Source organism: Achromobacter sp. CSND-B12 (genome assembly GCF_052906545.1).
The window spans coordinates 1,412,092-1,424,919 of record NZ_JBREGJ010000001.1; the positions used below are offsets into that span (position 1 = coordinate 1,412,092).

Consider the following 12,828-nt stretch of genomic DNA (forward strand, 5'->3'; position numbering starts at 1 on the left):
CATGGAACGCGTCCCGAACGTCCCCGCGCTGCTGTCGCGGCTGCGCATGCGGCAGATCGTGCTGCTGTTGGCCATCGAAGAACGCGGCACCCTGCGCGCCGCCGCCACCCAGCTCAACATGACGCAGTCCGCCGCCAGCAAGATGCTGCATGAACTGGAACTGGCCATCGGCCAAGCGCTGTTCGAGCGCGTCGGCCGCGGCCTGGCGCTGACCGCCGCCGGGGAATGCGTGATGGAGTATTTCCGCGGCATGCGCGGCACGGTGTCATCGCTGGCGCGGGAACTGGAAGAACTGCGCCTGGGCAGCGCCGGCAAACTGTTCATCGGCAGCATCATGGCCGCCTCGCCGGGCCACCTGACCGACGCCCTGCTGCGCCTGAAGCGGACCTACCCGCTACTGGCCGTGGAGATCTCCACCGGCACCAGCGACCTGCTGATCGAACGGCTGAACGAGGGCAGGCTCGACGTCGTCATCGGCCGCATGCTGACGCTATCCGAACGCCATTACGTCTTCCGCCCCATCGGCGACGAGGCCCTCTCCGTCATCGCCGCGGTCGATCACCCCCTGACCCGCCGCAAGCGCGTCGGCTTCGCAGCCCTGCAAGCCTATCCGTGGATCCTGCAACCCCACGGCAGCCCCATGCGCGACGTCCTGGAACAGGAATTCCGCGCCCACGACACGCCCCTGCCCAAGGGCCTGATCGAGTCCGCCTCGATCCTCACCACCACCAACCTGGCCATGAAGTCCGACATGCTGGGGGTCATTCCCGATTCCGTCGCCAGCCGCTACGCCCGCCACGGCCTGCTCGCCATCATCCCCTACCAACTCCAACACACCCTGACCGCCTTCGGCAGCATCATCCCCAAGGACCGCCCGCTAAGCGCGCCCGCCCGACACTTCGTGGACCTGCTGCACGACACGGAATAAAGACGCACCACACCCAGGACAAATATCGCCAGCCGCTAACACCCCAACACCGCCCCGACGCAAGACACCGCGTAAGCCCCAAAAGGCCGCCCGCGCGGCCGACCTGGGGCGGGCCCCGCAAACCTCTCCGTGCCCCCACCGTTCTGACAACGCGACGCTCCAAGACGCTCGCAGCCCCTCGCGGCGGGCGAGTCGGTGGCGGGCAACCTCGATGCGCCCGAGGGAATCCGAAGGAGTCGCCGAAGGCGAGGACGAGGATGACAACGGGGCAGTCCGGAGCGAACGCTCCGGACCGCAATCGTGGGCGCCCGCCACCGACTCGCCCGCCGCGAGGGGCGACCTACGAAGCGCGCCCACAACAACGCCCCCCACGAAGCCCCCAAAAAAGAACCGACCTAAAGATCCGGATCCTCCTCCACCTTGGGCATCAAATAAGCCGTCAACGCACTCGACGCCCCCGCCATCCCCCAAAGCAGAAAGAACGACACGGTATAGAACCCCACCCGCCCCGTCGGCACATATCCGAACACCGCCACGTCCAACGGGTCGATCAACGCAAAGACAATCGCGCTGCCCACGGCCGCCGCCAGGAACGACGGCCACAGTATCCACATCAACGACCTCAACCCCATGGCGCGCCTCCGGAAATCATCAACGAACGCCGACCGCGGCCGGCGGCGTCGGCAGCGGCTCCGCCTGCTCGATCACCAGTCCGCGCTTGACCACGCCTTCCTGGATCGGCTGGTTGCCGAACTGCGTATAGGCCAGGTAGATCGTGATGGCACAGCCGATCACCGCCAGGAACGGCCCGGCCATCAGGAACCACGGCCAGAACTCGCGGTACCAGGGTTTCGCCGGCATCGGCGCGGCAAGATGGACAGTATTCATCGTTGGCATCCTTGGTTCGGAATCACTCGGGGACATAAAAACTCGCGGCTTCGTCGGTTTCGACCGGCCGGTTCTCTTGATCGTGGGCGCGGGCCCGCAGCGTGATCGGGTGCGCGCCCGGCTCGGCGCCGGCCGGCGCGCGGATCACCATCGGCACCAGCTTGTTGGCCGCCGCCTCGACTTCCACCACGTCCGACTCGCCCTGCCCGGCGCGCACCGCCAGTCCGGGCATGCCATCGGCCGACAGCCGCAAGCGCAGCGGCGAGTCCGAGGTGTTGATGATCTGCAGCCGGTACACGTTCTCGATCATGCCGCCGGCCACCTCGCGCCCCAGCGCGCCGCGATCGCGGATCACGTCCACTCGCAGCGGGTTGCGCAGCGTCAGCGACACCACGAATGCCACCGCCAGCCCCAGGATCAGCGTGCCGTAGATCAGCACGCGCGGGCGCAGCAGGTGCGAGCGCGCGCTCCGGGTCGACAGCCCTTCCAGCATCGCCCGCTCCGAGGTGTAGCGGATCAGCCCGGACGGGTACTGCATCTTGTCCATCACCTGCTCGCAGGCGTCGATACAGGCGCCGCAGCCGATGCACATGTATTGCAGCCCGTCGCGGATGTCGATGCCGGTCGGGCACACCTGCACGCACAGGCTGCAATCGACGCAGTCGCCCAGCCCCGCGGCCTTGTGGTCGACCTTGCGCGAACGGCCGCCGCGCGGATCGCCGCGACGCTTGTCGTAGGTCACCACGAAGGTGTCGGGATCGACCATCACGCTCTGGAAACGCGCGTACGGGCACATGTACTTGCACACCGACTCGCGCATGAAGCCGGCGTTGCCCCAGGTGGCGAAACCGTAGAACACCATCCAGAACCATTGCCACGGCCCCAGCTGCAGCGCGAACAGCTCGTGGCCCAGTTCGCGGATCGGCGCGAAGTAGCCGATGAAGGTCGAGCCGGTCCACCAGGCCAGCGCGATCCACAGGAAGTGCTTGGTGACCTTCAGGCGCGCCTTGCGCCAGGTCCAGGGCGATTCATCGAGCCGGATGCGGGCGATGCGGTCTCCTTCGACCTTGCGCTCGATCCACATGAAGATCTCGGTGTAGACGGTCTGCGGACAGGCGTAGCCGCAGAACAACCGGCCGGCCACCGCGGTGAACAGGAACAGCGCCAGCGCCGAGATCACCAGCAGCACCGCCAGGTAGACCACATCCTGGGGCCACAGCACCAGGCCGAACAGGTAGAACTTGCGCGCGCCCAGGTCGAACAGCACGGCCTGGCGGCCGTTCCATTGCAGCCAGGGCAGGCCGTAGAAGATCAGCTGCGTGAGAAAGACGAAGGCAATGCGCCAGCGCGCGAAGATGCCGCTGACCGAGCGCGGATAGATCTTGCTGCGCACGCCGGCCAGGGTCTGCTCCAGCGTCTCCTGCCCGGGCCGGGGCGGCCGCACGTGCGGCCGCCAGGGTGGCGGGTCGCCGCCAGGCGAGCTGCTGACGCTTGCGGTTGACCCATCATCCATTTGCTGCTCCGTGCGGTAAGTCCATGTGATATGGGGGCCGCCGTCGCGGCGCCCCACCTATGCGCCGCCTATTTGGCCGCGGCGGTCGTGGCCGGCTGCGCTTGCGCGTCGGGCTTGTTCGACAGGCCCCAGACCCAGGCCGTCAGGATCTTGATCTGTTCCGGGGTCAGGATGTCGCCGTGCGCCGGCATGCGGTTCTCGCGGCCATCCAGGATCGTCTTGACGATGGTGGCTTCCGAGCTGCCATACAGCCAGACGTCATCCGTCAGGTTGGGCGCGCCCAGGGCCTGGTTGCCCTTGCCGTCGACACCGTGACAGGCGACGCAGAAGTTGGCGAACTCGCGCTGGCCGCGGAACACCCGCACCGGATCGGCCGTCAGTCCCGACAGCGAACGCACGTACTGGGCGATGTCACCGGCGGTCTTGGGATCGATGGCGGCCTTCCAGGGCGGCATCACGCCGATGCGGCCATTGGTGATGGTCTGCATGATGGCTTCGGGCGAGCCGCCATGCAGCCAGTCCATGTCGGTCAGATTGGGAAAGCTGGGCCCGCCCTTGGCGTCGGAACCATGGCACTGCGAGCAGGTGTTCAGGAACAGGCGCTGGCCGATTTCACGGGCGCCCGGATCCGCGGCGATCTGCGGCACCGTCATGGTCTCGAAACGCGCGTAGATCGGGCGCACGGCCTCGGCCATTTTGGCCTGCTGCTGCGCCACCTCGTTGGCGCTGCTGTAGCCCAATTGGCCCTTGTACGAACCCAGGCCCGGCATGAAGAACAGGTAGCCCAGCGCGAACGCGCAGGCCAGCAGGTACATCCAGGTCCACCAGCCAGGCACCGGGTTGTTCAGTTCGGTCAGGTCGCCGTCCCAGACGTGGCCGGTGTCCTCGACCTGGCCGTTGGCCGGCTTGGTCTTGAGCCAGCGGCGCTGCGTGTACAGCAGCCACACACACCACACCACGCCGCCCACAGCGACGATCGAGATGAAATACCCCCAGAAGCCATTGACGAAATCGCTCATGACCGATCCGCTCCATCTTGTTGTACCGGCCCGAATTCATCGGGCAGCGCGAACGGCAGCATGGCCGATTCGCTGTTGGCATGCTGGCGGCCGCGCGAGCAGGCCCACCAGACGATGCCGAAAAAGGTTGCCATCGAAATGGCGGTGACGATTGCGCTCAAGTAAGCCATGATCAGCCTCCCGTGGCCGCGGGTTGCGCGGCGGCGGCGGGTTGCGCGGCGGCGGCGGGTTGCGCGGCGGCGGCGGGTTGCGCGGCGGCGGCGGGCTGCGCCGCCTTTCGGGCTTCTTCGGCCTTCCTGGCCTCTTCCGCCTTTTTGGCCTGCTGCGCCTTGCGCACGCCCACGCCCAGCCCTTGCAGATAGGCCACCAGCGCGTCCTCTTCGGTCTTGCCTTCGATGGCCTTGGGCGCGGCGGCGATCTCTTCGTCGGTGTACGGCACGCCCAGGGCGCGCAGCGCGCGCATGCGCTGCTCGACGTTCTGGCCGGTTATCACCGTCTTTTCCAGCCACGGATAGGCCGGCATGTTGGACTCGGGCACCACCTTGCGCGGATCGCGCAGGTGGATGCGATGCCAGTCGTCGGAATAGCGTTCGCCCACGCGCGCCAGGTCCGGGCCGGTGCGCTTGGAGCCCCACAGGAACGGATGGTCGAACACCGACTCCGAGGCCAGCGAATACGAACCGTAGCGCTGCACTTCGGCCGCCAGCAGGCGCACCTGCTGCGAGTGGCAGCCGACACAGCCTTCGCGGATGTAGACGTCGCGCCCCATCAGGCGCAGTGGGCTGTAGGGTTCGACCCCCGCCACCGGCTGCGTGGTGCTGTGCTGGAAAAACAGCGGCACGATCTGCACCAGGCCGGCGAACGACACCACCAGGATGCTGGCGATGATCATCCAGCCGATGTTCTTTTCGAGCGTCTGGTGGGAGAAAAAGCCTTGTTGCTTGTTGGCCATGATGTCCTCGTCAAACAGTGGCCGGCGCGGCGGCGATGGCCGGCGTGCGGGCGGCGTGGGGATCGTCTTGCGGAATGGGGGGATTGATCGCTTGCGCGCCGCTCACCGTCTTCCACACGTTCCACGCCATGACAAAGACACCCGACAGGAACAGCGTGCCGCCCAGCAGCCGGATCAGGTAATACGGCAGGCGCGTCTTGAGCTCTTCGACGAAGCTGTACACCAGCGTGCCGTCGGCTGCCGTGTCGCGCCACATCAGGCCCTGCTGCACCCCGGCGATCCACATCGCGGCGATGTACAGCACCACGCCGATGGTGGCGATCCAGAAGTGCAGTTCGATGGCCTTGACGCTGTACATCTTTTCGCGGCCATACAGGCGCGGGATCAGGTAGTAGAGCGAGCCGAACGAGATCATCGCGACCCAGCCCAGCGCGCCCGAGTGCACGTGGCCGATGGTCCAGTCGGTGTAGTGCGACAGCGCGTTCACGGTGCGGATCGACATCATCGAGCCTTCGAACGTGGACATGCCGTAGAACGACAGCGCCGTCACCATGAACTTCAGGATCGGATCGGTGCGCAGCTTGTACCAGGCGCCCTGCAGCGTCATGATGCCGTTGATCATGCCGCCCCACGACGGCGCCAGCAGGATCAGCGAGAACGTCATGCCCAGCGACTGGGTCCAGTCGGGCAGCGAGGTGTACAGCAGGTGGTGCGGACCGGCCCACATGTAGGTGAAGGCCAGCGCCCAGAAGTGGACGATCGACAGGCGATACGAATAGATGGGGCGGCCGGCCTGCTTGGGCACGAAGTAATACATCATGCCCAGGAAGCTGGTGGTCAGGAAGAAGCCCACCGCGTTGTGGCCGTACCACCACTGCACCATGGCGTCCTGTACCCCCGAATAGGCGGAGTACGACTTCCACAGCGTCACCGGCATCTCGATGTTGTTGAAGATGTGCAGGATGGCGATGGTCAGGATGTACGAGCCGAAGAACCAGTTGGCCACGTAGATATGCTTGGACCGACGCTTGATGATGGTGCCGAAGAACACGATGGCGTAGGCTACCCAGACCAGCGTGATCAGGATGTCGATGGGCCATTCGAGTTCGGCGTATTCCTTGCTGCTGGTGTAGCCCAGCGGCAAGGTGATGGCAGCCGCGACGATGACCGCCTGCCAGCCCCAGAAGGTGAACGCGGCCAGCCGGTCACAGAAAATGCGGGTCTGACAGGTGCGCTGGACCACGTAGTACGAGGTCGCGAACAGCGCGCTGCCGCCGAAGGCGAAGATCACGGCGTTGGTGTGCAGCGGGCGCAGGCGGCCGTAGCTGAGCCAGGCGGTGTCGAAATTCAACTGAGGCCAAACCAGCTGCGCGGCGAGAAAAACGCCCACAGCCATGCCGACGATGCCCCAGACCACGGTCATGAGCGCGAACTGCCTCACGATCCGATAGTTGAAGGTGTCGGCCTTGCTTGCGATTGCGGCGCAATCGTTCATCACCCTTCCCCCAAACAAAAAGAAACAAGTAGCTCCAGGTTTCAATGATGGGGGGTCGGACACGATCCGGGGTTGATGTGAATCAAACCCTACTGGTCGTGCAGGGGAACCCGCAGCGGCCGCGCAACGTCCAGGGCACGGCGGCCGTCAGTCCCGCGAGGGCTGGCCGCCGTCGTCGTCGCGCAGGATGGCGGCGCCGGCGTTGTCGGTATCGTCATATTGGCCATTGAAAACGGCCCACCACAACGACACGCCGATGACCAGCACGAACAGCAGGGACAGGGGCAGGAGAAGATAGAGGATGGTCATGGCGCGGCTTCCAGCGCGCCGCCGGGCGCCGCGCGGCCGGACCAGTCGCGCCGCGACAGCCGCCACGAGTTGTAGGCAACCGCCAGCGACGACACCAGCATGGTGATCGCCGCCAGCCAGGGCGTGACCCAGCCGACCAGCGCCAGCGGCGTCATCAGCAGGTGCCAGACCAGGGAACCATGCAGGTTCTGGCGCGCCTTGCGCTGCGCCTGGGCCAGCAACGCGTCCAGTGCCGCGTCGGGCATTGACGGATGGGCCGCCAGCGCCGAATGGGCCGACGCCATGGCGGTGGGCACCGCCATCGACATGGCGCAGGGACAGCTCATCACCAGCAGCGCGACCATGACGGGAAGGCTGTGGGCCGGATCGATATAGGCCCAGGCGGCCGCCGCCCCCAGCGCCAGCGCCACCTGCGCCATGACGAAGCGCGAGGCCAGCCGGTCGGCGCCGGCGCCCAGCAGCAGGCGCTGCGCCTCGACCCGGGCATGCCGTTGGCCGCCCGTCGAGCCGCCGAACGACTGCCGGGCGCACAGTTCCAGGTAGCGCGCCGTCAGCAGGAAGGCGACGAACATGGTGACCGAATCGAAATACACCTCGCCGCGGCCCGTATAGGTGGCATGCACGCTGGGGACGAAGGCGGCGACGATGCCCAGCGCCACCGGCACGTCCATGCCGGCGCGGCCCTGGCGCAGGTTGGCGCCGGCGTGGCGCCAGATCGGCCAGGCCGAATACAGCACCACCGGCACGGTCAGGGCCAGGCTGGCCCAGTTCATCAGCACGATGGCCCAGTCCAGCGTTTCCAGGGCGTCCCTGGGGATGCCGTCATGGCGCAGGTAGCCCGGCCAGGCGAACATCATCACCTGCATCATCGCCAGCCACGCCAGCGACAGGCGCACCAGCGCGTGCCGGCGCTGCTGGCGGTCGGCGTCGGGCAGGGTCGGAGGAACGGCGAAAATGGATTTTGCTCGCATGCGCCGATGCTACCCAGCGCCACCGGGGCGCGCCTTGACCTGGATCAAGCCGCCTCGGACGGTTTGCCCGCGCGCGGCCGGCCGCCGGCTCAGGGCCGTTGCGCGCGCAACACCGCCACCACCGCCCGCATCAAGGTATCCAGTTCGTCCGCCGCGATGGTCAGGGCCGGCGTCAGGTAGACCACGTTGCCGAACGGCCGCACCCAGACCCCGGCCTCGACCAGGCGCCGTTTCAGGGCTTCGCGGTCCTCGATGCGATCCAGCTCGACCACGCCGATCGCGCCCAGCACCCGCACGTCGCGCACCCACGGCAACTCGCGGCATGGCGCCAGGCCCCGCGCCAGCGCAACCGACAGCGCCTGCGCCTGGGCCAGCCGCGGCTCGCTTTCGAACAGGTCGAGCGAGGCATTGGCGGCGGCGCAGGCCATCGCGTTGCCCATGAAGGTGGGGCCGTGCATCAGGGCATGGGATGGATCGTCCGACCAGAAGGCGTCGAACACCCGGCTGCTGGCCACGGTGGCCGCCAGCGGCAAGGTGCCGCCGGTCAGGGCCTTGGACAGCGTGATGATGTCGGGACGCGCGCCGGCCTGCTCGAACGCGAACATCGTGCCGGTGCGGCCGAAGCCGGTGAAGATCTCGTCGAAGATCAGCAGCAGGCCATGGCGGTCGGCCAGCCGGCGCAGGCGCCGCAGCACCTGCGGCTCGTGCAGCAGCATGCCGCCGGCGCCCTGCACCAGCGGCTCGACCAGGATGCCGGCCAGTTGCGGCCCGCGGGTTTCCAGGAAAGCGTCCAGGCGCGCCATGGCGGCATCGTCGCGCGGCAGGTCGACGATGTCGTGCTCGGCCAGCATGCCGCGGAACAGGCTGTGCATGCCCTCGTCCGGATCGCATACCGCCATGGTGCCCAGGGTGTCCCCGTGGTAGCCGCCACGGAACGCCAGGAAGCGGCTGCGGCCGCGTTCACCCTGGTTGAGCCAGAACTGCACCGCCATCTTCATGGCCACTTCCACCGCCACCGAGCCGGAATCCGTATAGAACACCCGGTCCAGCCCCGGCCCCAGCAGGCCGGCCAGGCGCCGCGCCAGGGTCAGCGCGGGCTCGTGGGTCAGGCCGCCGAACATGACGTGCGGCATGGCATCCAGCTGCTCGCGCAGCGCCCGGGCGATGTGCGGATGGTTGTAGCCGTGGCAGGCGGTCCACCAGGACGCCACGCCGTCGATCAATTGGCGACCGTCGGCCAGCTCCAGGCGGCTGCCATGGCTGCGCACCACCGGCAGCGGCGGCGTGGCCGTCTTCATCTGGGCGTACGGCAGCCAGATATGCGGCTGGCCCCGCGCCATCCAGTCAGGGGTCTGCATGTTTCACCTCCACTACAATGGCTCGCATTCTACGGCCGGGGGCCTGACGGCGCGCTTTGCGGCCGCGGTCCTCTGGCGGGGCTCCCGCCGCCGGCCGCCGCAGGAAATCGTCATGTCCAAGCTGGATCCCCTCTTTTCTTCCGAACTGGCGCAAGCCGAATCGCGCCGCGTGCGGCGCCGGCTGCGCACGGCCACCGCCGCGCCCGCGGGCCGCATCGCATTGGACGGCGTCCCGGCGCTGAACTTCTCCAGCAACGACTACCTGGGCCTGTCCAAGCACCCGCTGCTGATTGAGCGCTCGCGCGAATGGGCCGCCCGCCATGGCGCCGGCGCGCAGGCCTCGCGACTGGTGTGCGGCAATCTCGACCTGCACGAGCAGGTCGAGGCCAAGCTGGCGCGCCTGAAAGGCACCGAGGCCGCGCTGCTGCTGGCGTCTGGCTGGCAGGCCAATGCCGCCGTGCTGCCGGCCCTGCTGCGCGCGGCCGCCGGCCAGGGCGAAGTGCAGGTCTACGCCGACAAGCTCAACCATGCCAGCCTGCATCACGGCTGCCAGGCAGCCGGCGTGCGGCAGATCCGCTTCCGCCACAACGACCTGGACCACCTCGAAGCCTTGCTGGCGGCGCGCGCCGGACCATCGGCCGCGCCCGCCGCGCGCTTCATCGTCACGGAAAGCGTCTTCAGCATGGACGGCGACCGCACCGACGTGGCGCGGCTGGCGGCGCTGGCCGAGCGCTACCAGGCCTTCGTCTACCTGGACGAAGCCCACGCCACCGGCGTGCTGGGGCCGGGCGGCATGGGACTGGCCGGACTGGCGCCCGGCGGCATCGACCTGGCCATGGGCACCTTCAGCAAGGCGCTGGGCGGTTTCGGCGCCTACGTGGCCGGCTCGCGCGCGCTCTGCGACTACCTGGTCAACGCCTGTTCGGGTTTCATCTACACCACCGCCCTGCCGCCCGCGGTGCTGGGCGCCATGGACGCCGCCCTGGACCTGGTGCCGACGCTGGACGCCGAGCGCGCCCGGCTGGCGGCCTCGGGCGAGCGGCTGCGCGTCGCGCTGCGCGGCCTGGGGCTGGACAGCGGCGACTCGTCGACCCAGATCGTGCCCGCCATCGTCGGCGACGAGGGCCGCGCCCTGGCGCTGGCGGCAACGCTGGAGCAGCGCGGCCTGCTGGCCGTGGCGATCCGCCCGCCCACGGTGCCGGCCGGAACCAGCCGCCTGCGCATCGCCCTGAGCGCGGCGCACCGCGACGCCGATATCGATCGCTTGATAGACGGCCTGACGGCCGCGCTCGCCTGATGCCGGCCGCCGATTCCCTGCGCCCCACCCTGCTGTTCGCGCACGGCTGGGCCTTCGACGCCACGTTCTGGGCGCCACTGGCCGCCGCGCTGGCCGACTGGCCGCAGGCCGTGGCCGACGCCGGCTATTTCGGCCCGCCCCACACGCCCGCGCCCGACGGCCCGGTACTGGCCATCGGCCACTCGCTGGGCGCGCTGCGCCTGCTGGGCGAGCCGCCGCCCGCCTGCGTGGGCCTGGTGGCGATCAACGGCTTTGCCCGCTTCGGCGCGGGCGCCGATTTTCCGGAAGGCGTCCCGGCGCGCATGCTGGACCGCATGCTGAACCGGCTGGCGACGCAGCCCGAAACCGTGCTGCGCGATTTCCGCCAGCGCTGCGGCGACACCAGCGCCATCGGCGTCCCCCAGGTCGAACCGCTGGCGCGCGACCTGGGCATCCTGCGCGACGCCGACCAACGGGCCGCGCTGGCGACGCTGCCGATGCCGCTGCTGGCGCTGGCGGGCACGGCCGATCCGATCGCGCCCGCGGCCATGACGACGGCGGGCTTCGGCGCCGCGGCCGAACTGCACTGGCGCGACGGAGGCGGCCACCTCTTGCCGCGGACCGATCCCGACTGGTGCGCGCAACGCATCCGCGCCTTCCTGGCCCGCGTGGCGCCCGCCGCATGAGCGCCGTACCCCGCAATGCCCGGGTCGGCGCGCGCTTCGGCGCCGCCGCCGCCCGCTACGACGAACACGCCCCGGCCCAACGCATCACCGCCCAGCGGCTGGCCGACGCGATCGGGCGGCTGCCGCTGCCGCCGCGTCCGCGCATCCTGGAGATCGGCTGCGGCACCGGCCTGCTGACCCAGGCGCTGGCCGCCCGGCTGGGCCCCGCGGACTGGACCGTGACCGACATTTCGCCCGCCATGCTGACGCGGGCGCGGCAGGGACCGGCGCTGCCCGGCAACGCGCGCTACCAGGTGCTGGACGGCGAGCGCCCCGACAGCCTGCCGGGCGGCTACGACCTGATCTGCTCCAGCCTGGCGGTGCAATGGTTCGGCGACCTGAACGCCGGACTGGGACGGCTGGCAGCGCTGCTCGCGCCCGGCGGCCACCTGGCGGTGGCCACGCTGGCCGACGGCACGTTCGAGGAATGGCGCGCCGCCCACCGCGCGCTCGGCCTGGCCGCGGCCACCCCGACCTATCCGCCCGCCGCCGCCATCCGTCCGACCATGGGCAATCTGGCCGGTGGCGTGCACAGCGAACGGCTGATACAAGATCATCCTGACGGCCTGCATTTCCTCAAGGCGCTCAAGGGCATCGGCGCCACCACGCCCGCGCCCGGCACCGCCCCGCTGGGTCCGGCCGCGCTGCGGCGGGTGCTGGCGCAGTTCGACCAACAAGGCGCCACGGTGACCTATCACCTGGCCTACGGAATCTGGAAGAAACATGACTGACTCCCCCGCCAACGGCGTTTTCGTCACCGGCACCGACACCGGCATCGGCAAGACCCTGGTCTCGGCCATCCTGGCGCGCGCCTGGAACGCCGACTACTGGAAACCGGTGCAGACCGGCGTGGCCGAGGAACCGGGTGACACCGACACGGTCGCGCGCCTGGCGCAACTGCCGCCCGAACGCCTGCACCTGCCGGCCTACGTGCTGCAGGCGCCGCTGTCGCCGTGGGCCGCCGCGCCGCTGGAAGACGCCGTGATCGACGCCACCGCCATCGTGCCGCCGGCCACCACGGCGCCGCTGATCGTCGAAGGCGCCGGCGGTCTGTACGTGCCGATCGACGACAGCCACATGATGATCGACCTGATCGCGCGCCTGGGCATGCCGGTGGTGCTGGCCGCGCGCAGCGGCCTGGGCACCATCAACCACACGCTGCTCAGCCTGGAAGCCTTGCGCCGCCGCGCCATCCCGGTGCTGGGCGTGATCATGAGCGGCCCGCTGTCGGCCGGCAACCGCGAGGCGATCGAACGCTTCGGCAACGTGCGCGTGCTGGCCGAGATCCCGCCGCTGGAACGGGTCGATGCGGCAGCCGTCGAGGCGCTGGCGCGCACCGTGCCGCCGCTGGCGGAATGCCTGGCGGCGATGCGCGCCGCGGATTGACGGCCTCG

The 12,828-nt window shown here is 69.1% G+C and carries 13 protein-coding genes and 1 pseudogene; 4 read left to right on the forward strand and 10 right to left on the reverse strand.

Translation table 11 applies throughout. The features are described 5' to 3' along the window. Position 1: 1 nt before the first annotated feature. On the forward strand, positions 2–928 hold the full coding sequence (locus ACUTAG_RS06525) for a LysR family transcriptional regulator (protein WP_058665047.1): 927 nt from the start codon (positions 2–4) through the stop codon (positions 926–928). A gap of 395 nt (positions 929–1,323) precedes the next feature. On the opposite strand, the gene ACUTAG_RS06530 is transcribed toward ACUTAG_RS06525, so the two are convergent. The 10 genes from ACUTAG_RS06530 to ACUTAG_RS06575 all read right to left on the reverse strand — a co-directional run bounded on the left by ACUTAG_RS06530 (position 1,324) and on the right by ACUTAG_RS06575 (position 9,433). Further along, complete coding sequence (locus ACUTAG_RS06530) at positions 1,324–1,560, reverse strand: hypothetical protein (RefSeq protein ID WP_026383281.1); 237 nt, start codon at positions 1,558–1,560, stop codon at positions 1,324–1,326. 19 nt (positions 1,561–1,579) lie between these two features. Continuing rightward, complete coding sequence (locus tag ACUTAG_RS06535) at positions 1,580–1,816, reverse strand: FixH family protein (protein ID WP_035183144.1); 237 nt, start codon at positions 1,814–1,816, stop codon at positions 1,580–1,582. Between the two features lie 22 nt (positions 1,817–1,838). Then, positions 1,839–3,329 carry a cytochrome c oxidase accessory protein CcoG gene (ccoG, locus tag ACUTAG_RS06540; protein ID WP_148318363.1) on the reverse strand — a complete coding sequence of 497 codons (1,491 nt, stop codon included), beginning with the start codon at positions 3,327–3,329 and terminating at the stop codon, positions 1,839–1,841. A 68-nt stretch (positions 3,330–3,397) separates the two neighbouring features. Further along, positions 3,398–4,348, reverse strand: a complete 951-nt coding sequence (gene ccoP / locus ACUTAG_RS06545; protein WP_148318361.1) for a cytochrome-c oxidase, cbb3-type subunit III — start codon at positions 4,346–4,348, stop codon at positions 3,398–3,400. Further along, positions 4,345–4,521: a cbb3-type cytochrome oxidase subunit 3 gene (locus ACUTAG_RS06550; RefSeq protein ID WP_148318647.1), complete on the reverse strand. Its 177-nt coding sequence runs from the start codon at positions 4,519–4,521 to the stop codon at positions 4,345–4,347. The genes ccoP and ACUTAG_RS06550 overlap by 4 nt, the downstream gene beginning before the upstream one ends. After that, on the reverse strand, positions 4,521–5,300 hold the full coding sequence (gene ccoO / locus ACUTAG_RS06555; RefSeq protein WP_148318359.1) for a cytochrome-c oxidase, cbb3-type subunit II: 780 nt from the start codon (positions 5,298–5,300) through the stop codon (positions 4,521–4,523). Before ccoO ends, ACUTAG_RS06550 begins: the two co-directional genes overlap by 1 nt. 10 nt (positions 5,301–5,310) lie before the next feature. Next, a complete protein-coding gene (gene ccoN, locus ACUTAG_RS06560; RefSeq protein ID WP_006387527.1) occupies positions 5,311–6,795 on the reverse strand; it encodes a cytochrome-c oxidase, cbb3-type subunit I in 1,485 nt (494 codons plus the stop codon). Between the two features lie 147 nt (positions 6,796–6,942). Further along, positions 6,943–7,104 carry a cbb3-type cytochrome oxidase assembly protein CcoS gene (gene ccoS / locus ACUTAG_RS06565; protein ID WP_006387526.1) on the reverse strand — a complete coding sequence of 54 codons (162 nt, stop codon included), beginning with the start codon at positions 7,102–7,104 and terminating at the stop codon, positions 6,943–6,945. After that, positions 7,101–8,075 (reverse strand): P-type ATPase, encoded by a 975-nt coding sequence (locus ACUTAG_RS06570; protein ID WP_006387525.1) that lies wholly within the window; start codon positions 8,073–8,075, stop codon positions 7,101–7,103. Before ACUTAG_RS06570 ends, ccoS begins: the two co-directional genes overlap by 4 nt. Positions 8,076–8,164: 89 nt before the next feature. Next, on the reverse strand, positions 8,165–9,433 hold the full coding sequence (locus ACUTAG_RS06575) for an adenosylmethionine--8-amino-7-oxononanoate transaminase (protein WP_020929014.1): 1,269 nt from the start codon (positions 9,431–9,433) through the stop codon (positions 8,165–8,167). A gap of 112 nt (positions 9,434–9,545) precedes the next feature. On the opposite strand from ACUTAG_RS06575, the gene bioF reads away from it, so the two are divergent. The 3 genes and pseudogenes from bioF (at position 9,546) to bioD (ending at position 12,820) form a co-directional block, all read left to right on the forward strand. Then, positions 9,546–10,730, forward strand: a complete 1,185-nt coding sequence (gene bioF, locus ACUTAG_RS06580) for an 8-amino-7-oxononanoate synthase (RefSeq protein ID WP_054447061.1) — start codon at positions 9,546–9,548, stop codon at positions 10,728–10,730. After that, entirely contained in the window at positions 10,730–11,395 is a 666-nt protein-coding gene (locus ACUTAG_RS06585) for an alpha/beta fold hydrolase (RefSeq protein WP_020929016.1), read from the forward strand. The genes bioF and ACUTAG_RS06585 overlap by 1 nt, the downstream gene beginning before the upstream one ends. Then, positions 11,392–12,820: pseudogene (bioD, locus tag ACUTAG_RS06590) on the forward strand (dethiobiotin synthase). Before ACUTAG_RS06585 ends, bioD begins: the two are co-directional and overlap by 4 nt. Positions 12,821–12,828 lie beyond the last annotated feature (8 nt).